The organism is Roseibium sp. MMSF_3412, from assembly GCF_030733265.1.
Classification (GTDB): domain Bacteria; phylum Pseudomonadota; class Alphaproteobacteria; order Rhizobiales; family Stappiaceae; genus Roseibium.
This window is the reverse complement of the sequence record NZ_JASHJI010000010.1, coordinates 176,864-195,475: the sequence shown is the minus strand read 5'-3', so window position 1 is coordinate 195,475 and position 18,612 is coordinate 176,864. Positions and strand designations below refer to the sequence as shown.

Below are 18,612 nucleotides of genomic sequence, written 5' to 3'. Positions count from 1 at the left end.
AAAGCTATGTTCGCGCTATGATCCTGATTGTGTTCTTGTCCGTCGGTGCACCGTTTCTGGCCGCATTCATCTATACCCTGATCAAGGTGAGGCAAATCAGGCACCGGTTTCAGCCCGATGGCAGGTTGTTCGAGACCGATGGCGTCAATCTCCACTATCACTTCTACCCGTTGCCTGAAGAGGATCAGGCGGCGCCTGTGCTTGTGTTCCTGCATGGAGCGAGCGGAAACGCCTACGACATGAAACTTGCCTTCCTGGAGGCTTTGCGGGGCCGCCATTCTCTGTTGTTCATCGACCGGCCGGGCCTTGGATTCTCAAGCAGCTCAAAAGACGGCTCGGACCTGCCTGAGGGGCAGGCGGAGGCCATTGCTCGTCTGCTGGAGGAACTGGAGATCGAGACCGCCATCGTCGTCGGGCATTCCCTTGGCAGCGCCGTGACGGCCGCACTTGGCCTTGCGGCTCCGGGCAGGGTCAAGGGCCTGGCGTTTCTCGCCCCGGTCAGCCATGAGTGGCCCGGCGGCGTGACCTGGTACTACACTGTGGCTGCCTGGCCGGTGATCGGTGCGCTGTTCTGCTGGACCCTGACGCTTCCGGTCGGCGGGCTGCTCGCGCCGGGGGCCATGACCAACGTGTTTTTCCCCGACCGCGCGCCGCAGGACTATTTTGCAGGGATACGGCTGCCGCTTTTGTTCAGGCCGGCCTCCTTTCGCGCCAATTCGCGCCAAATAGCCTTTCTGAAATCGGCGATCATCGGTCAGTCGAAGCAGTATTCCAGGCTCGACCAGCCCGCGCTTGTCGTCAGCGGGACGCAAGATACGGTTGTCTGGCCGTCGATCCATTGCGAGGGGCTCATGCGGGATCTGCCGAACGCGCAGCTGCTCATGCTGGACGAGGCGGGTCACATGCCTCACCACACGCACACCGATGACATTGTCAAAGCCCTTGCGACGCTTGTTCGCAGGGTTGAAGGCACAGAAGAGGCGCTGCCGCATGAACAGGCCGGAGGCGAAGTCGGCAGTCCAGTCTGACCCGGTCCTGATACCGGGCGGTGATGCCGCCCGATGCCCGTTTCAAACGATTAGAGGATCAAATTCCGCCCTGGCCATCGTTGCCGACAAACGCGATCCTGAGCATGTTGGTGGAACCGGGCGTCCCGAACGGAACACCTGCCGTCACGATGACACGCTGACCCGGTTTCGCGAACCCTTCAGAAAAGGAAATGCGGCAGGCGCGGTCGATCATGTCTTCTTCGTTGGTGGCGTCTTCGCTGACAACGCAGTGAAGCCCCCAACCGAGCGACAGGCGGCGTGCCGTTGCCAGAACGGGCGACAGAACGATCACCGGCGACGAAGGACGTTCCCGGGACGCGCGCAACCCGGTTGCACCTGACGTGGTGTAACACACCACGGCAGCGAGGTTGAGCGTTTCCGCGATTTGCCTGGCGGCAGCGGAGATCGCATCTGCGCCTGTTGCTTCCGGTTCCGCCCGCTGGGCATCGATAATCGTCCGGTAGTTGTTGTCCTGCTCGACCTGGTGCGCGATCTTGTCCATGGTCGTGACGGCTTCGACGGGGAAGTCACCGGCTGCCGATTCCGCGGACAGCATCACCGCATCCGCACCTTCGAACACCGCGGTCGCCACATCGGAGACCTCGGCACGCGTCGGTACCGGGGAGGTGATCATGGATTCAAGCATCTGCGTTGCGATGACCACCGGCTTGCCGGCGCGCCGGCAGGCACGTGTGATCCGCTTCTGCAGGCCCGGGACCTGCTCCAGCGGCATTTCCACGCCGAGATCGCCGCGTGCCACCATGATTGCGTCCGACAGTTCGATAATCTCGTCCAGTCGCCCGATTGCCTGCGGCTTTTCGATCTTTGCCAGGACGCCCGCGCGCCCGCGCGTGATCTTGCGCACTTCCGCGAGATCATCCGGGCGCTGAACGAAGGAAAGCGCAACCCAGTCAACCTTCTGCTCGAGTGCGGCAATCAGGTCCTTGTGGTCCTTCTCGGTCATTGCGCTCGTGGCGATTTCGGAATCGGGAACGCTCACGCCCTTGCGGTCGGAGAGCTTGCCGCCGACGACAACCTCGGTAATCGCTTTCGTTGCGCTGGCCTCTTTCACGTTCAGCTGGATCTTGCCGTCGTCCAGCAAAAGCCTGTGGCCGGGTTCCAGCGCTTCGAGAATTTCCGGATGCGGGAGATGAACCCGATTGACGTCGCCGCCGGACGTGTCCGCGTCGAGCGTAAAGGTTGCGCCGTTTTCCAGCATCACCGGACCGTCTGAAAACGTGCCCACGCGCAGTTTCGGACCCTGAAGATCGGCCAGAATGCCGATCGGTCTCCCAATCTTTTCCTCAGCAGAACGGATTCGCTCAACGAGCAGTGCCAAACGATCATGGTTTGTATGGCTCATGTTGATGCGGAACACGTCCGCTCCAGAGCGATACAGGTTTTCTATGATGTCTTGTTCTGAGGAAGAGGGTCCGAGAGTTGCTAGAATTTTCACTCGCCGGTTTCGCCTCATCGCCCACCTGTCCCTTGTTGCACGGGTTCGGTCAGCTGGACCGTCCAGCTGCTTTGTTCACCCGTGTCGATTTCAAAAAAGCCTGTCCGCTCAAAGCCACGGGCCACACAGTCCTCGATCCCACGAATGGTGAATTCCTTCTCGCGGGTGCACATGAATGCGCGGCCGCCCCATTCGCCGAACTGATCGTAATCAACTGCGTAGATGTAATAGTATCGTGACACCAGAGAACCTGGAACCAGCGTCTCGCATGAATTCGAGGCGAGGTTCCACCAGCCCTCGGTAACCCAGTCGCTCTTGTCCTTGTAGCCGATCGCCACGCCAACCTGACTGTCCGTCTTGTTGCAGAGCCGCAAATCGGCATGTGCGTCATCACTGGATATTGAGAAAAACAGCAGTGTAAAGACAGCGAGCAAGACTGCCCTCAAAGGCGCATTGACGCGCGCCCGAGACCATCCTTGGTGTCGTTCCCCAACCTCATACATATGCAGTCGTTCACTTTGCTGCTTTACTGACATTCGCTTTTTGCGTCGACAACAGGGTCTTGTCAACGTCGTTAACAGGTTAATGTGCAGGCACCCACCCAACCGTGTTTACAGAAACCGTTCAATAAAATCTGCCCGCGGGAACGATAAGGACACCTATGTGGCCAGAAATGGGGCGGGAACATGGCGGTTTCTTCGCTGATAGATGCTAGCCGTCAATAAAGCGTATACAAATGCGGTTTGGCGACGGGAAAGGGCCATGAATTCACAGAGTTTTCCAGCGCCCGCCTCGAATGCGGCGGACTTGGCCCGCGGAAGGGATGATCTTGCCGTTTTTGCGGATTCCGACTTGGTTCTTCCTCCGGTTTGACGTAAAGCTTTCGGCGACCGCATTCTGCGCTCGACAAACTTCCACGAAGCGAGACATGACACAGACAGCAGCGATAGCGAGTGAGATTTTTCGGCCGACCGAATATGTGACTGGTGATCTGAAATCCGGACTTTTGCTTCTGTGCGACCATGCCCGCAACACCGTGCCGCCGGGCTATGGAAATCTCGGCGTGGCACCGGAGCAGTTCGAGCGCCACATCGGCTACGATATCGGTGCCCGTGCTGTCACGCTTGAACTCGCAAAGCAGCTGAGCGCGCCGGCCTGCCTTTCAACCTTTTCCCGGTTGCTGATCGATCCAAACAGGGGGGAAGACGACCCGACGCTGATCATGCGCCTGTCCGACGGTGCAGTTGTCCCGGGCAACGCCCGTGTGGATGAAACCGAGCGAGCGTTCCGCATCGATCAGTTTCACAAGCCCTATCATGATCTGATCGATCAGACGCTGGATGCCATGATCGACGTTGCCGCGCCTCCGGTCCTTGTGTCGATCCACAGCTTCACGCCGATCTGGCGCGGTGTGCCCAGACCCTGGCATGCGACGGTTCTGTGGGACCTGGATGCGCGCGCGGTCGAGCCCATGCTGAGCGGCCTCAGGGCGCAGGACGATCTTGTCATCGGAGACAACGAGCCTTATGACGGCGCACTGAAAAACGATACCATGTACCGGCATGGAACCTGTCGCGGATTGGCGCATGTTCTCCTGGAGCTGAGGCAGGACCTGATCGCCGATCACGCCGGCCAGATGGAATGGGCCGGACGTCTGGCGCCTATCCTGCGCGATATTGCGACACGGAGCGCTTGCCGGGAAATCAGGCATTTCAATTCGCGCACCGACGCGCATTGACCGGCTGGGACAGACACTGAAGGAACCCGTTGCGATGGACGATAAAACGAAACAGGAACTGGAGGCCGCGGTTTTCCGCCGTCTTGTGGATCATCTGCGGAACCGGACCGATGTTCAGAACATCGACATGATGAACCTTGCCGGGTTCTGCCGCAATTGCCTGTCGAACTGGTATCAGGACGCCGCCGGGGAAAAGGGCATTTCGCTGGAGAAGGCGGATGCCCGCGAGATTGTCTACGGCATGCCGTATGGCGAGTGGAAAGACAAATACCAGACCGAGGCCACGGCCGAGCAGAAAGCGGCATTCGACAAGAACAAGCCGGAACACTAGCAAACCGTTCCGTCGCGTCCGATAGGCGACGCGACAGGTATTCACATTTGTATCCCTGTCCGGGCGGGCAGCATTCGCCCGGATCCGGCTCCCCGAGCCGTCAAGAAAAATGAAAAAGGAGAGTTGAGTTCATGTCCGATCCGGGTGGAGTTGCAGCAGATCAGCTGCGGGCATTTGTTGAACGCATCGAGCGTTTGGAAGAAGAAAAGAAAGTCATTGCCGACGACATCAAGGATGTCTACGCCGAGGCGAAGGGCAACGGCTACGACGTTAAAATCCTGCGCAAGGTGGTGTCGCTGCGCAAGAAACAGCCACACGAGCGTGAAGAGGAAGAAGCCGTTCTCGACCTCTATATGCACGCCCTCGGCATGGCCGGTCCCGCAGAACCGGAAAGCTGAGCCTTAGGGTACGGACCCATAAATGACGCCGATTTGGCGACAGAAATGGCAAAATCTCGGGAGGAAGCGTGAGTAGAGCGGGCTTTATGCCCGGTCAAGCGCGGTGACGCTGCGAGGTGAGGTCATTTTGCCGTCCTTCGGATTTGGCCGTTTTGGCCATCTACCACGTCGCGAAAGGCTTGAAAATGAACCACATTTCCTGCGCTTTCACTTCTCGCAGTTGGTCAAAACGATCCAAACTAAATCGGCGCCATTTATGGGTCCGTACCCTAGAGTCCAGCACGTGTCAAAGAAAAGAGCGGCCGTTGAGCCGCTCTTTTTTTAATCAAGAAAATGCGTTTGCCGAAAAGCTATCGTGCGTAGCGCACCGGCAGCACGACGATCGCCGGCCCGTCAAAACGGTCTGTGCGGAGCGCGCCATAGGGCGCGTCCTCAAAGCTTGCCGACACGAAGCGGTTGCCCGGCATCATCACATTCTTCAGTTGGCGCTGGTTCGGGTGGCTGAGAAGCGCAAATTTCTGATGACGCGTTGTTCCCGCTCCCGACAGCAGGGTCGGTTCGGACTTGTCCGGAAGGCTCGCAAAGCCCGCCATCGGGTCGATGATCTGATCACGGGGGATCCGGCCGGAAAGAGACGGCTGGGCGCGGACCGGCGCATTTCCGCTCTGTGCCGCCTCAAGGTGGGCAGCGTCAGGCTGTTGCTGTGAAGTCGCGTTTGTCCTGAGCGACCTGTTCAGGACAGGCGGGGTCGCAGTCGCAGAGGCATAGGCCAGCGTTGCTTCCGGGCGCGGTGCAGGCGCCGGGAAGGGCGCCGCGGTTCCGGTCGCGGCAGCGATTGCGGCAACGGGATCGTCTGTCTGCGGTGCCGCGGTCGGCGCGGCTGCTTCGTCGATGCCAAGCTGTGCGGCAGCGATCTTCGCTGCCTCGCTCAGGCCGCTGTCGGGCTTCTGGCCGGGCAGGGCGGCGACCTGGAACCGTGAGTCGATCGCCTCGTTTGCGGCCACCGTCTGACCGCTCTCAAGTGCAAATCGTTGTGCATCCAGTGTGTTGGGAGCGGGCGTTGTGCCAATGGATTGGGGCGGGACCGGTCCGGCCGGGGCCGGCTTGGCGCCTGGCGATGCGCTCGCAAGCACGATTTCCGGGGCCGTTTCCGGCGGTGTTGCCCTGAATTTCGGTGCCGGGATCGGCGGGTTCTTGACCACAGGCGATACGCGCGCTGTGGTGGTTCTGTTGTTGCGCGTGCCGTTCTTGTTCGCCTCGTCCCGGTCTCTCGATCCGCCCCGGAACAGACCTGCAAAGAGGCTGCCGCCGCTGCTGTCCGCAGAAGCCGGTCTTTCGCTGCCGGATGCTGTCTGGATCGGTTTGCCGGGCGCGGTCAGGTTCTGATCCCTGGTATTGAGTTCCCGACGGGCCGAGTTTTCGTTTCTGTTGGAGGCGACGATCGTCGGCTTGGTAATCGACCGGCGCTTTCCTGATTTCGATTCAGCAAGCGCCAGCTTGTAGCCCTTCATCGGTTTTCCGTCCGAAGGAATATGCAACGTCTTGCCACTCGGGAAGACCTTTGCCAGCTGGGACCTGCTCATCTTCGGCCAATGGCGGACGCGGCCTGTATCCATATGCACGAAGGGAGATCCGGAGCGCGGGTAATAGCCGACACCGCCCACCTGTTTGCGCAGTCCCGCCGCGCGCAGTTTTGCAAGGTTCACGCCCGGAATATAGAAATCCATTGCCTTGCCGAGCGTGTGCTGGCTGTTCTTGGCGACACCTCTTGAGCGCTTGCGCAGCATGTTGTTGGTCGCAGGCGACCGGTAACTTGAGACGACGTAAATGTAGTCCCTGGCGCGGACCTCGCGGTAGACTTCCCAGATCAGGTCCAGAAGCTCCGGGTCGATCTTGGTGATCTCGTTGCGTCGCCAGTCGCGCAGAAAGCGATTGACCTCGCGCAGGCCGGACGGGATGTAACGACCGTTTTTCTTGAACGTGATGGAGACACGTTCCTTGGTATGGGTGTTGTAAAGCTTCAGGGTGCGGGTCTGTGCATGAGCAATCGTGGTGAGGCAGGCAAGCGTGACCACGCATGCAATTGCGAGCCTCGCTGTTCGCGTCAGCCAATCGACGGCGCCGAAATCAAAAAATCGGTTACGCAATCTCTATCTCGCCGTTTTTTGAGGGCTCACGCCCATCCCTTGCTCCCCAGCAGGAGCCAAACACTATCCGCTGCAAGTTAAGAAGTTTTTACCTTAAATTCGCTTGCCTGAAAATCGTAGCATAAATGCAACGAGGCGCCCGCAAACCGGAAAAAACCCTGCAAGAGGGCTGGATAAGGGCAGAATGCGTCAAAAAATCGTCCATTTGACAGTTGCCGCCCGAATCTTGACGCGATTCAGGCTGCGGCATTCTTGTCCGTGTCTTCCAGACCGTATTCCTTGAGCTTGCGATAAAGTGTGGACCGGCCGATTCCAAGCCGCTTGGCGACTTCGGTCATGCGGCCGGAATAGTGATTGATGGCGGCTCGAATCAACTCTTCCTCGATATCGGTGAGCTTTCTGACGTGACCCTCATGATCGAGGTTGCGCATGAAGCCGAAGGGGGCAGCGAACTCAAATCCGGCTGGCGAGGCTGAAACACCCGGCGCTTCGTCCGGTTGTGCGCCGGCGGGTGCGTTGCCGGTTGGGTTGCCGGGCGAACCGGCGGCAGTTTGACTGGGAACGGGTTCGCTGAGGACACTGTGTGACCGTGGCGGTGAAACGGGCTCCGGAACCGGCTGATCGACGGCGGCGGCGACCTGAGGAAAATCGTTGATCGTGAGCTGGGCACCGTCACACAGGACGACGGCCCTGAACACGGCGTTTTCAAGTTGGCGGATGTTCCCCGGCCAGTGGTAATCCTGAAGCATCGCGACAGTGTCGCTTCTGACACCGGCGACATGCGGTTTTCCCTCTTCGGCCGCGAACCGCGCCAGGAAGTGACGGGTCAGCGCCGGGATGTCTTCACGCCGGTCGCGCAGGGGCGGGATCCAGATCGGAAACACGTTGAGCCGGTAGTAAAGATCCTCGCGGAAAGCCCCTTCCTTGACCTGATCGATCAGGCGGCGGTTGGTGGCAGATATCAGGCGGAAATCCACCTTGACCGGGCGCCGGGAACCAATCGGGTCAATTTCGTTTTCCTGAAGCGCGCGCAGCAGCTTGACCTGGACATCCTGCGGCAGTTCTCCAACCTCATCCAGGAACAGCGTTCCACCGTGGGCCTCCTGAAACTTGCCGACATGCTTGTCGACAGCACCCGTGAACGCACCCTTCTCGTGTCCGAACAGAATGGATTCCACAAGGTTTTCTGCGATGGCACCGCAGTTTACGGCGATGAGAGGTTTGGACCTGCGATCGCTGGAGCCCTGGATCGCGCTTGCGATCATCTCCTTGCCGACACCGCTCTCGCCCTCGATCAGGATCGGAATGTTGGAGGCGGCCGCGCGTTTGCCGAGACTGATCACGCGCTCCATTGCCGCGGAATGCGTGATGATGTCCGCGAAGGTCAGCGTGCCGGACGCCTGTTTTCTGAACCGGGTGATTTCGTCTTCAAGGGCGGATGTCTTCAACAGGTTCCGGATCGAGACGTTGAGGCGTTCGGGCGCAACGGGTTTGACGACAAAGTCCTGCGCGCCCGCATTCATGACACTCACCACGGTGTCGATGCCGCCATGGCCCGTCTGAACGATGACCGGCGTCGCATTCTTGTTGCCGCGCAACTGTTCCAGAACGCCCATGCCGTCCAGTTCCGGCATGACCATGTCCAGGATGATGAGGTCGATCTCGCTGGCCTCCGAACCGTTCATGATCTGCATCGCCTCGACGCCGTTTTCCGCCGTTTTGGAGCGATAGCCGAACTTTTTTACCGCTTCTTCGAGAAGCCGGCGTTGAATCGGGTCGTCGTCGACAATGAGAATTTTACCACTGGTTGCTTGCATGGGCCGGATCAGTTCACTTGAAATTGTCTCGTTTCGATCCATTGTGGTCGCAATCGGGTAAATAAATCGTCCCTGCCACATGAAAAATTTCGGTTTTCTGAATTGCACGCCGGTGGCCGGGCGTCCTACATATCGGAAAATCGCAAGTTTGCTGCCCCACGAGGCAGGTTCTCACCGGAGTTGAAAATGCCTCTTCCGCACCCAGTCCATGCGCCTCAGTCCGCCGGATCCGCTGATCTTGGTACCTTGCCGGAGTGGGATCTCACCGATCTCTATAATGCCATGGATGCCCCCGAGGTCGAGCGGGACCTGAAGGAAAGCCTGGAACGCGCGAAGACATTCGAGGCGTCCTACAAGGGCCGCCTGGCGGAATTGGCAAAGGACAATGTGTCCGCGCTGGTTACCGCGATCCGGGCTTATGAAGACCTGGAAGATCTCATGGGGCGGCTGATTTCATTCGCCGGTCTGGTCTATGCAGGGAACACGATCGACCCGGCGGCGCAGAAGTTTTATGGCGACGTGCAGGAGCAGATCACGACGGCCAGTTCCCACTTGCTGTTTTTCGGTCTCGAGCTGAACACTGTCGATGACGCGGTCATGGATGCCGCGCTGGATGACGGTCAGCTCAAGCACTACCGGCCCTGGATCGAAGATCTGCGCAAGGGCAAGCCCTATCAGCTGGAAGACCGCGTCGAACAGCTCTTCCACGAAAAATCAGTCACCGGAAACAACGCCTGGAACCGGCTCTTCGACGAGACGATGGCGGCGCTCACCTTCAATGTCGACGGCGACAAGCTTGCGATCGAGCCGACGCTCAATCTTCTGGTCGACCCCTCGGCGGACAAGCGCCGTCAGGCGTTCCAGGCGCTGAATGAAACCTTCTCGGAAAACCTGAGGACCTTCGCCCTGATCACGAACACGCTGGCGAAGGACAAGGAAATTTCCGACCGCTGGCGGAACTTCAAGGATATTGCCGACAGCAGGCACCTGGCCAACCGGGTCGAGCGGGACGTCGTCGACGCTCTTGTCGCCGCCGTCCGGGATGCGTATCCGCGGCTGTCCCACCGGTATTACAAGCTCAAGGCAGGCTGGCTCGGAACAGAACAGCTGAACAGCTGGGACCGGAACGCACCGCTCCCGGAGGCGGATACAAGGGTCATTCCCTGGGATGAGGCGCAGCAGACGGTGCTGTCCGCCTATGACGCCTTTTCGCCTGAGATGTCGGAAATTGCCGGGCAGTTCTTCGACAGGGGCTGGATCGACGCCCCGGCGCGGTCGGGAAAGGCTCCGGGCGCGTTTGCGCATCCGACGGTGCCAAGTGCCCATCCTTATGTTCTGGTCAACTACCAGGGCAAGATCCGCGACGTGATGACGCTCGCGCATGAGCTCGGGCATGGCGTGCACCAGGTTCTGGCCGGGCACAACGGTCCGCTGATGGCGCCGACACCGTTGACGCTTGCAGAGACCGCCAGCGTCTTCGGCGAAATGCTGACCTTCAAGTCATTGCTGGCAAAGGCGGACAATCCCCAGACCCGCAAGATCATGCTGGCGTCCAAGGCCGAGGACATGATCAACACGGTGGTCCGGCAGATCGCTTTCTACAGTTTCGAGCGCAAGGTCCATACCGAACGGCGCAACGGCGAGTTGACTGCCGACAAGATCGGTGAGTTGTGGATGTCCGTTCAGGGAGAGAGCCTCGGTCCGGCGATCAAGCTGAACGAGGGTTACGAAACCTTCTGGACGTATATTCCGCATTTCATCCACTCGCCGTTTTATGTCTATGCCTATGCGTTCGGTGACTGTCTCGTGAACTCGTTGTTCGCGGTTTACGAAGATGCCGAAAGCGGATTCCAGGAGAAGTATTTCGAGCTTTTGAAGGCAGGCGGCACCAAGCATCACTCCGAGCTGCTGGCACCGTTCGGACTGAGCGCAACGGACCCCGATTTCTGGAAAAAGGGTCTGTCTGTCATCGAGCGGATCATCGATGAGCTCGAAGAGCTCGACAAGGCGTGAGGTAAGCGGATCGCGTGCCGACGCCAATGCCCAAAGACCCGCCGTTCCGGCATCGTCCCTATGACGGATCAACGCGGCCCTTCACCGTCGGTCTGAAGCCGATCGGCGAAGAGGTCTGGCTGGAGCCGGACCGGTTTCTGAACGTGCATCTGGCGGAAAAAGACAGACTTTATGCGCGGGATCTTTCAGCAGTATTCCGCGCCGAGGACGACACGGCCGACGTTCAGCGCGAGGTGCTGGACCTGGTCGCGGACAACCTGGTGCGGTTTCATCCTCGAACGCATGCGTTCGAGAAAGGTTCGGTGACCCTCACGGAGACCGGGCGCAGGATTGCGCTTGCCGAGGAGCCGGCTCTGCTGACGGCCTCCAAGCTGGTGCAGGAAGACCTGGTGGTGATGCGCAAGGGAGTGGACGGGTACCGGCTTGTTGCCGCATCCGTCTGTTTTCCCTCGTCCTGGCGGCTCTCTGAGAAAATCGGGCGTTCCATGTCCGGGATCCATGAAGGTGTGCCCGATTTCAACGGCGCGCGCATGGGGCAGGTCGTGGAGCGGCTGTTTGAGAACCTGACGACAGATCAGCTTGTTTGCCGGTTCAACTGGTCGATCTATCCGGACAGCAACCTTCATCACCCGATGCCGGAGGGCATTCCGTTCACCGTTACGGCAGAAACCCTGGCCCGGCTGTTTCTGCGGGTGGAGCGGCAGACGCTGCGCAGGCTTCCCGGGAGCGGGGACATCCTTTTCACGATCCGTATTCATCATGATCCGCTGGCAAAGCTGGCAGAGCAGGAGGACCGGAAACGCATCGCATCGGACCTCCGCGGCCAGCTGATGAACCTGACGGAAGACCAGCTCGACTACAAGGGAATGGTCACGGCCCGCGATGAAATTGCCGCAACGCTTGCGCGCATGTAAGTTCGCAGAGCGGCGTTTTGTCGACTGGTCCAGCTGGATTTCTTTGCCGTAGGTCATATGTGTTGGACTATTGAATTCCGGCCGTATGGCACAGATCAGGTCAGTTGCAGGGAGTAGCTTGCCGAATGGCACAGTCAAAAGACCGCGAGAGCAACCGGTTCACCGCCCGGATGGGGCGCTATGCCAAGGTCGGAACGAACATGAGCGGCATTGCCGCGAAATTCGCCGGGGCGCGGTTCTTCGGCATGAACCTCGACAACGCCAAGAACGCGGCCGAACTTGCAGAGGCGCTGGGCGGGCTAAAGGGTCCTCTCATGAAAGTGGCGCAGCTGCTTTCCACCATTCCCGACGCTCTGCCGCCCGAATACACCACCGAGCTCGCGAAGCTCCAGGCGAGCGCTCCGCCAATGGGCTGGGCATTTGTCAAACGCCGGATGCGCGCAGAACTCGGCGCGGACTGGCAAAGCCGGTTCGCCGAATTCGGCCGCGAACCCGCCGCGGCGGCGTCGCTCGGACAGGTGCACAGGGCCACCGCCCATGACGGGCGTGTGCTGGCCTGCAAGCTGCAATATCCCGACATGGCGTCTGCCGTCGAAGCCGATCTTTCCCAGCTGCAAATGCTGTTCTCGTTGCACCGGCGCATGAGCCCGGCCATCGACACGCGCGAAATCGCGAAGGAAATTAGCGCAAGAGTGCGCGAGGAACTCGACTATGCGCGCGAGGCTGCGCATATTGCGATGTATCAGGAGATCCTTGCCGAGTATGAGAACATCCGTGTTCCCTCGGTCGTTGACGAGTTGTCTACGCGCAGGCTCCTGACCATGGGCTGGCTTACCGGCAAACCGCTGCTGGATTTCAAGGAACACGATCAGGAAGACCGCAATCTGCTGGCGAAAACGATGTTCCATGCGTGGTGGCACCCCTTCAGCCATTATGGCGTCATCCATGGCGACCCGCATCTTGGAAACTACACCGTGTTCGAACAGGAAGGCCGGCCGGCCGGCATCAACCTGCTCGACTATGGCTGTATCCGCGTGTTCCCGGAATCGTTTGTCGAAGGCGTCGTCAATCTCTATCTCGGTCTTCTGGAAGAGGACAACGACCGGGTCGTATCGGCCTACGAGCGCTGGGGTTTCAAGAACCTCAAGAAAGACGTCGTCGAGGTTCTGAATATCTGGGCGCGGTTTATCTACGGACCGCTCCTGAGCGACCGCGTGCGCTCGATCGCGGACGGGGTCTCCGCTGCCGAATACGGCCGCAAGGAAGCCTTCAAGGTACATTCGGCACTGAAACAGCTCGGCCCGGTCACCGTGCCGCAGGAGTTCGTCTTCATGGATCGCGCGGCCATCGGGCTTGGCGGTGTTTTCCTGCACCTGCGGGCCCAGCTGAACTTCTTCCAGCTGTTCAATGAGCAGATTGAAGGTTTCGAGGCGTCCAAGGTGCGTCAGCGCCAGGATGACGTGCTGCGCGCGGCCGGTCTTGCCGGAACGTCTAACGCGGCGTAACCACCGGATCAACAGGCCGAAAAGTGCTGCCGACAACACCGTTTGGTCCAGCCTAGGCCAAAAAGTCGCGTCGAACCTGTCGGATTATGTGTTTGCGGACATTGCGAACCCGGAAGTCTTTATTGTATGAAGTCTGCCAACTGCTGTTTTTCCTGGGGAACTGAATGTCTGACGAAAAAGCACCCGCGATGGACTATGACGCTCACGAGCGGACTTACGAAGGCTTCATCAACTTTTCCAAAGTCGGCACCATCGCCGTCATCAACATCGTCATCTGCCTTATCCTGTTCGGGTTTGGCGGCACCACGGCAGTGGTGTTCGGATGGCTGATGCTGATTGCCACCATGGTTGCCTCGGCCATCGGCCTGGCCCTTGGAGATTCGGGTTGGATCCCGGTAACCGCCGTGACCGTTCTCACGATCATCCTGGCGATCCTGACGGTCTGACCCGGTATCGATTTCCGGGCGTTTCAGCGCCCGTCCGATTGCAAAAGGCGCAGTCCGGAACTGCGCCTTTCGTTTATCCGGAAAGGCGCGGAAAACGGCCATGACAAGCGCAGTGCCCCAGTCTTTCGACTACAAGCCTCCCCTGGATCCGTTTCTGCCTGTCATCCATGCGGACGCGGACGTTCTGGTCGTCGACAAACCAAGCGGCCTTTTGAGCGTTCCGGGCAAGGCTCCCGAGCATGGGGACTGCGTGGAGAGCCGCGCGCAGGCGGCGCATGGCAACGCCCGCATCGTGCATCGCCTCGACATGGATACTTCGGGCGTCATGGTCCTTGCGATGAACCCGGCAGCGCACCGTCACCTCGGCCTGCAGTTCGAGCGGCGCAAGACCCACAAGACCTATATCGCCGACCTGTGGGGCCACCTGGCAGGCGACACCGGCGAAGTTGATCTGCCATTGATCTGCGACTGGCCAAACCGCCCGAAACAGATGGTGTGCCATGCAAACGGAAAGGCGGCGCTCACCAAATGGCAGGTCATCGGCCGATCCGACAGGACGACACGCGTCCGGCTCTTTCCGCATACCGGCCGCTCCCATCAATTGAGGGTGCATATGCTGGCGCTGGGGCATCCTATCCTGGGCGACCGGTTTTATGCCGAAGACGAGGCCTTGATGGCGTCGGGTCGTCTGGCGCTGCATGCGGAGAGCCTCGAGCTGCATCATCCGACCGGTGGTGAACGGGTCACGTTCCGCTCACCGTGCCCCTTTTGACGACGCCTTGGATATAGCCGTCAGATCGCCTTTTGCCCGAGTTTTTCCATTGTATTCAGCCAGCGACCGACCTGCGCAGGGTCGGCATGTTCCACCATGCCAAGGACCGTGGACCTGACCGGCTTGAATCCGACAAAGCCGAGAATGTTCCGCTTCAGGCTTTTCAGGCTGTGCGCGCCATACCAGAGCTTGTAGGTGAGGGTACGGACTCATAAATGAGACTGAAATGGCATGCGAAATGGCGAAATCCCGTTAGGAAGGGTGCGCGGAGCGGGCTTCCGGCCCGGTCAAGCGCGCTGACGCCACGGGGTGAAGCCATTTCCTTGTTCTTCGGATTTGACCGGCTTGCTCCTCCTCGGCGTTGCGAAAGGCTTGAAAATGAGGGACATTTCCTGCGCTTTCGCTCCTTGACGAGAAGCAAGCCGCCTCAAACCATTTCGGCCTCATTTATGAATCCGTACCCTATGGCGGGCATGTCGGCGGTCAGGACGATCCGTGCCGACTTTCCGCGCATCTTGCCTTTCGGCCAGCGATCTTCCGCCGAGCGTTCGAACGCGGTGTCGTAATGGAGGAGCTGTTCCAGGAAGCCCTTGGTATAGGCCGGCAGCGTGCCCAGCCACAAAGGATAGATCGGCACAAGGTGATCGGCCTTCCGGAGCGCGTCACGGACCGGTCTGACGGGTTCCGGGCTTGGTTGATCTGTGAAGTCCGACGGCTTGCGCAGAATGGGAAAATCGAGATCGGCTATGCGGATGAGGGTCGGGCGATGTCCTGCCTGCTCCGCGCCCGCTTGATAGGCGCTTGCGAGCGCGTGACACAGGTGGGTGCCGTCGGGGTCGGGGTGACCGTCCAGTATCAGGATGGTTTTCATGGGACCTTCCATCGGTATCGGAACGGATGCAGGAAGGTCTCAATGAAGGTGTGAGGTCGCGTTTTTCGCGTTGATCTGGATCAGGTGGGCGTATGACCCGTGTGTGCGCTGATCGTCAACCCTGGCCGACGCGGCCCAGGCCCTCGCGCGCGATCTTGTTGGAATTGTCGAGCGACATGGCCCGCGAATAATTGCGGCGGGCATCCTTCGGCTTGCCGAGCAGCTCCAGTGCAAGGCCGCGATTTGCCCAGGCGATCGCCGATTCCCTGTCGAGATTGACTGCCATGGACAGGTCCTCGAATGCCGCGTTCGGGTCGTTGACGGCCAGATAGGAGATGCCGCGCGCGATATAGGGGGCGCTTGCCTTCGGGTTCAGGCCGATTGCCGTCGCAAAGTCCTCGATCGCAAGGCTGTCCTGCTTCTGTGCCTGGTAGATCAGGCCCCGGTTGTAGAAGGCGCGGGCGTCGCTGCTGTCGCGGGCAATCACCGAATTGAAGTCGGCGAGGGCTGCGTTGTAGTTGCCCTGCTGGCGATAGATGTTGCCGCGGCCGACATAGGCGACATCATAGTCGGGCTTGATGTTGATGGCGCGGGTGTAGTCCGAAACGGCCAGATCGTTCTTGCCCTGGCGGCGGTAGACAAGCGCCCTGTTGGCGTAGGTCTGGTAGGACTGGGGATTGAGTTGCAGGGCGCGGTTGAAGTCCTCGATCGCCTGGTCGAGTTTGCCGGCCTGTCCATAGGCAATGCCGCGGGTGCTGTAGGCCGTCGCGTCGGAAGGATTCGATTCGATCACTGCAGTCAGCGAGGCGATGTTGGTCGAAGACCCTGCCGACTTGTTGACCGGTACGTCGTCATAAACGCCGGCGGTGTTGCACGCAGCCAGGAGCGTTGCAAAGGCGAACAAGGTCGCGTGTGGCAGGAAATTGCGCATGCGGCACATATGCTCTCTGACAATAAGGCGTTCGGACATGCCGTTCATCGACCTCCAATAGGGCGGTAATGTGGCTGCCGTTTCCATACGGCGTTTCCGCCCGGCAATTTCTTTGTAAAAACGCCAAAAGCCGACCGTGAACCCGGTCGGCCTTACGGCAGATTTGCGAAAAGAAGAGGCCTTTCAGCCGGGTGCACTCAAGCCGCTATCAGCGACGAGCGGACTTGCCCGGAAGCAGACCTTCACGCTGTGCACGCTTGCGGGCCAGCTTGCGCGCGCGGCGCACGGCTTCGGCCTTTTCACGGGCTTTTTTCTCGGACGGCTTTTCAAAATGGCCGCGAAGTTTCATTTCACGGAAGATGCCTTCGCGCTGCATCTTTTTCTTCAGCGCCTTGAGCGCCTGATCGACATTGTTGTCGCGAACCAAAACCTGCACGCGTTTTTTCCTGTTCTCGATGCCCTGCGGCCGACCCGCGGGCAAATTAAAACCTTGATTAAAGACGCCTTGCCAGCCCTTCAATCGATCGTCCCGAAATCACAACGTGATGTGCCGCTGCAGCAACGGGCTGCGATGCATTCACTTGTGTATAGAGACTTGATCGCCGCTGACGCGTCGCTCACATGAGGGCGGTACATACCAGAGGCGGCAACACCTGTCCACAGCCATTCGCAAATAATCCGGGCGAAATCCGACCTTACGACGGTTGGCGGACCAGAAGAAAGATGGACAGGGGAGCGATAGAGGACTAGAGCTGATTTTCTCACCAGAACCCAAATGCCTCATTCAAGAAGGCGGTTCAACGCCCCGTTTGCTGGAGGAAACAATGGCGCATCCCGCGTCACGAGAACCTGTTCCGGCGCAGTCGAAGTCGTTGTGGCAGAGCGATATCCTGCCGACGCTTTCGCTCGGCATGCCGCTTGCCGGCGCGCAGCTTGCGCAGATCGCGATCAACACGACCGATGTGCTGATGATCGGCCGTCTTGGGGCCGTGGAACTTGCCGCCTCGGTTCTGGCGTTCAATTTCTACATGCTGCTGTGGTTTTTCGGCATGGGAATCCTGCAGGCGGTTATACCGCTCGCGGCGCTGGCGCGTGGTCAAAGGCGGCCCCGCGATCTGCGCCGTGCCGTGCGAATGGGCTTCTGGATCTCCGTTATATTCAGCGTTCCGGTCTGGATTGTCCTGTTTTTCACCGAATCGATTCTGCTCCTGCTCGGCCAGGAGCCGGAACTGGCGCGGCTTGCCGGTATCTACATGCGGGTGCTGCAATGGACGATGCTGCCCGCCCTGCTGATCATGGCCATCCGCGGTTTCCTTACGGTTATGGAACGCACCCAGGTCGTCCTGTGGGCAACGATCGCCGGGGCGGTCGCCAATGCCATCCTCGATTACCTGCTCATCTTCGGTCATTTCGGATTTCCGAGGCTGGAGCTTGTCGGGGCAGGGATTGCATCCGTCCTCAGTTCAACGACCACATTCCTGTTCCTGCTCGGTTACGCGCTGCTGCATCCCAAGCTCCGCCGCTACAATCTCCTCGGCCGCATCTGGCGGTCCGATTGGCCGGTCTTTTTTCAGATCCTCCGGCTCGGCACACCGATCGGACTGACCATCGTTGCGGAAGGGTCGCTGTTCACGGCCTCGGCCATCATGATCGGCTGGCTGGGGACGGTGCCTCTGGCTGCGCACGGCATTGCGCTTCAGATCGCGTCGATCACCTTCATGGTGCCGGTCGGGCTTTCGATGGCGGCAATGACACGCGTCAGCCTTGCGGCAGGCCGCGGCGACCGGGCCGGCATCGGCCGCGCCGGTTGGACATCGCTGTGGGTGACAACTTTCTTCATGGTGTGCTTTGCGATTGTCTTCTGGACGATCCCCGAGACACTGATCGGGCTTTATCTCGATTTTGCAGACCCGGAAGCGCTGGAGGTCCTCGCCTATGGCGTTTCCTTCCTGCTGGTCGCAGCGTTGTTTCAGCTTGCAGATGGCGGGCAGATCATCGGCGTGAACAACCTGCGCGGCCTTGGCGACACGACGGTCCCGCTGTTCTACGCGCTTTTCGGTTATTGGGTCGTGGGCATCAGCCTGTCCCTGGGACTCGGCTTTCTGGCGGGGTGGGGCGGTGTCGGCGTATGGCTCGGTCTTGCCGGCGGCCTTGCCAGCGTCGCCCTGCTTGCCAATCTCCGGTTTGCGCGCCGCGAGGAACTCGGTCTGGTCAGGATCTGACC

At 59.7% G+C, this 18,612-nt stretch carries 17 protein-coding genes; 10 read left to right on the top strand and 7 right to left on the bottom strand.

Features of this window, described 5'->3' with window-relative positions; translation table 11 throughout:
- The first annotated feature begins 17 nt into the window (after positions 1–17).
- Entirely contained in the window at positions 18–1,028 is a 1,011-nt protein-coding gene (locus RBB49_RS18345; RefSeq protein ID WP_306144316.1) for an alpha/beta fold hydrolase, read from the top strand.
- Between the two features lie 58 nt (positions 1,029–1,086).
- Here the strand turns inward: RBB49_RS18345 and pyk are convergent, their stop codons facing one another.
- The gene (pyk, locus tag RBB49_RS18340) at positions 1,087–2,523 is read right to left on the bottom strand and encodes a pyruvate kinase (RefSeq protein ID WP_306144315.1); all 1,437 of its coding nucleotides are present in this window, start codon (positions 2,521–2,523) and stop codon (positions 1,087–1,089) included.
- Positions 2,520–3,008 carry a DUF1036 domain-containing protein gene (locus RBB49_RS18335; RefSeq protein WP_306144345.1) on the bottom strand — a complete coding sequence of 163 codons (489 nt, stop codon included), beginning with the start codon at positions 3,006–3,008 and terminating at the stop codon, positions 2,520–2,522. The genes pyk and RBB49_RS18335 overlap by 4 nt, the downstream gene beginning before the upstream one ends.
- A 425-nt stretch (positions 3,009–3,433) precedes the next feature.
- Here RBB49_RS18335 and RBB49_RS18330 point away from each other — a divergent pair, with 425 nt between their 5' ends.
- From RBB49_RS18330 to RBB49_RS18320, 3 genes are all read left to right on the top strand, one after another.
- On the top strand, positions 3,434–4,243 hold the full coding sequence (locus RBB49_RS18330; RefSeq protein WP_306144314.1) for an N-formylglutamate amidohydrolase: 810 nt from the start codon (positions 3,434–3,436) through the stop codon (positions 4,241–4,243).
- Positions 4,244–4,277: 34 nt separating this feature from the next.
- On the top strand, positions 4,278–4,574 hold the full coding sequence (locus tag RBB49_RS18325; RefSeq protein WP_306144313.1) for a DUF1244 domain-containing protein: 297 nt from the start codon (positions 4,278–4,280) through the stop codon (positions 4,572–4,574).
- A gap of 131 nt (positions 4,575–4,705) precedes the next feature.
- Entirely contained in the window at positions 4,706–4,972 is a 267-nt protein-coding gene (locus RBB49_RS18320) for a DUF2312 domain-containing protein (protein ID WP_306144312.1), read from the top strand.
- Positions 4,973–5,322: 350 nt separating this feature from the next.
- On the opposite strand, the gene RBB49_RS18315 is transcribed toward RBB49_RS18320, so the two are convergent.
- Positions 5,323–7,119 (bottom strand): DUF882 domain-containing protein, encoded by a 1,797-nt coding sequence (locus RBB49_RS18315; RefSeq protein WP_306144311.1) that lies wholly within the window; start codon positions 7,117–7,119, stop codon positions 5,323–5,325.
- 236 nt (positions 7,120–7,355) lie between these two features.
- Positions 7,356–8,936 carry a sigma-54 dependent transcriptional regulator gene (locus tag RBB49_RS18310; RefSeq protein WP_306144310.1) on the bottom strand — a complete coding sequence of 527 codons (1,581 nt, stop codon included), beginning with the start codon at positions 8,934–8,936 and terminating at the stop codon, positions 7,356–7,358.
- A gap of 186 nt (positions 8,937–9,122) precedes the next feature.
- Here RBB49_RS18310 and RBB49_RS18305 point away from each other — a divergent pair, with 186 nt between their 5' ends.
- The 5 genes from RBB49_RS18305 to RBB49_RS18285 all read left to right on the top strand — a co-directional run bounded on the left by RBB49_RS18305 (position 9,123) and on the right by RBB49_RS18285 (position 14,586).
- The gene (locus RBB49_RS18305; RefSeq protein ID WP_306144309.1) at positions 9,123–10,949 is read left to right on the top strand and encodes a M3 family oligoendopeptidase; all 1,827 of its coding nucleotides are present in this window, start codon (positions 9,123–9,125) and stop codon (positions 10,947–10,949) included.
- A 26-nt stretch (positions 10,950–10,975) separates the two neighbouring features.
- Positions 10,976–11,863 carry a DUF3445 domain-containing protein gene (locus RBB49_RS18300; RefSeq protein WP_306144308.1) on the top strand — a complete coding sequence of 296 codons (888 nt, stop codon included), beginning with the start codon at positions 10,976–10,978 and terminating at the stop codon, positions 11,861–11,863.
- Between the two features lie 125 nt (positions 11,864–11,988).
- Positions 11,989–13,368 carry an AarF/ABC1/UbiB kinase family protein gene (locus RBB49_RS18295; RefSeq protein WP_306144307.1) on the top strand — a complete coding sequence of 460 codons (1,380 nt, stop codon included), beginning with the start codon at positions 11,989–11,991 and terminating at the stop codon, positions 13,366–13,368.
- A gap of 164 nt (positions 13,369–13,532) precedes the next feature.
- Positions 13,533–13,814, top strand: a complete 282-nt coding sequence (locus tag RBB49_RS18290; RefSeq protein WP_306144306.1) for an aa3-type cytochrome c oxidase subunit IV — start codon at positions 13,533–13,535, stop codon at positions 13,812–13,814.
- Between the two features lie 100 nt (positions 13,815–13,914).
- The gene (locus tag RBB49_RS18285) at positions 13,915–14,586 is read left to right on the top strand and encodes a pseudouridine synthase (RefSeq protein ID WP_306144305.1); all 672 of its coding nucleotides are present in this window, start codon (positions 13,915–13,917) and stop codon (positions 14,584–14,586) included.
- 427 nt (positions 14,587–15,013) lie between these two features.
- On the opposite strand, the gene RBB49_RS18280 is transcribed toward RBB49_RS18285, so the two are convergent.
- From RBB49_RS18280 to rpsU, 3 genes are all read right to left on the bottom strand, one after another.
- A complete protein-coding gene (locus tag RBB49_RS18280) occupies positions 15,014–15,457 on the bottom strand; it encodes an NAD(P)H-dependent oxidoreductase (RefSeq protein ID WP_306144304.1) in 444 nt (147 codons plus the stop codon).
- 115 nt (positions 15,458–15,572) lie between these two features.
- The gene (locus RBB49_RS18275; protein ID WP_306144303.1) at positions 15,573–16,427 is read right to left on the bottom strand and encodes a tetratricopeptide repeat protein; all 855 of its coding nucleotides are present in this window, start codon (positions 16,425–16,427) and stop codon (positions 15,573–15,575) included.
- 169 nt (positions 16,428–16,596) lie between these two features.
- Positions 16,597–16,824 carry a 30S ribosomal protein S21 gene (gene rpsU / locus RBB49_RS18270; protein WP_306144344.1) on the bottom strand — a complete coding sequence of 76 codons (228 nt, stop codon included), beginning with the start codon at positions 16,822–16,824 and terminating at the stop codon, positions 16,597–16,599.
- A gap of 388 nt (positions 16,825–17,212) precedes the next feature.
- On the opposite strand from rpsU, the gene RBB49_RS18265 reads away from it, so the two are divergent.
- Positions 17,213–18,610 carry an MATE family efflux transporter gene (locus RBB49_RS18265; RefSeq protein ID WP_306144302.1) on the top strand — a complete coding sequence of 466 codons (1,398 nt, stop codon included), beginning with the start codon at positions 17,213–17,215 and terminating at the stop codon, positions 18,608–18,610.
- Positions 18,611–18,612: the final 2 nt, after the last annotated feature.

Excerpts from the sequence above, each read along its gene's own strand:
- RBB49_RS18345 (WP_306144316.1), top strand. The coding sequence starts at position 18 with ATGATCCTGATTGTGTTCTTGTCCGTCGGTGCACCGTTTCTGGCCGCA.
- pyk (WP_306144315.1), bottom strand. The coding sequence starts at position 2,523 with ATGAGGCGAAACCGGCGAGTGAAAATTCTAGCAACTCTCGGACCCTCT.
- RBB49_RS18335 (WP_306144345.1), bottom strand. The coding sequence starts at position 3,008 with ATGTATGAGGTTGGGGAACGACACCAAGGATGGTCTCGGGCGCGCGTC.
- RBB49_RS18330 (WP_306144314.1), top strand. The coding sequence starts at position 3,434 with ATGACACAGACAGCAGCGATAGCGAGTGAGATTTTTCGGCCGACCGAA.
- RBB49_RS18325 (WP_306144313.1), top strand. The coding sequence starts at position 4,278 with ATGGACGATAAAACGAAACAGGAACTGGAGGCCGCGGTTTTCCGCCGT.
- RBB49_RS18320 (WP_306144312.1), top strand. The coding sequence starts at position 4,706 with ATGTCCGATCCGGGTGGAGTTGCAGCAGATCAGCTGCGGGCATTTGTT.
- RBB49_RS18310 (WP_306144310.1), bottom strand. The coding sequence starts at position 8,936 with ATGCAAGCAACCAGTGGTAAAATTCTCATTGTCGACGACGACCCGATT.
- RBB49_RS18305 (WP_306144309.1), top strand. The coding sequence starts at position 9,123 with ATGCCTCTTCCGCACCCAGTCCATGCGCCTCAGTCCGCCGGATCCGCT.
- RBB49_RS18300 (WP_306144308.1), top strand. The coding sequence starts at position 10,976 with ATGCCCAAAGACCCGCCGTTCCGGCATCGTCCCTATGACGGATCAACG.
- RBB49_RS18295 (WP_306144307.1), top strand. The coding sequence starts at position 11,989 with ATGGCACAGTCAAAAGACCGCGAGAGCAACCGGTTCACCGCCCGGATG.
- RBB49_RS18290 (WP_306144306.1), top strand. The coding sequence starts at position 13,533 with ATGTCTGACGAAAAAGCACCCGCGATGGACTATGACGCTCACGAGCGG.
- RBB49_RS18285 (WP_306144305.1), top strand. The coding sequence starts at position 13,915 with ATGACAAGCGCAGTGCCCCAGTCTTTCGACTACAAGCCTCCCCTGGAT.
- RBB49_RS18280 (WP_306144304.1), bottom strand. The coding sequence starts at position 15,457 with ATGAAAACCATCCTGATACTGGACGGTCACCCCGACCCCGACGGCACC.
- RBB49_RS18275 (WP_306144303.1), bottom strand. The coding sequence starts at position 16,427 with ATGTCCGAACGCCTTATTGTCAGAGAGCATATGTGCCGCATGCGCAAT.
- RBB49_RS18265 (WP_306144302.1), top strand. The coding sequence starts at position 17,213 with ATGGCGCATCCCGCGTCACGAGAACCTGTTCCGGCGCAGTCGAAGTCG.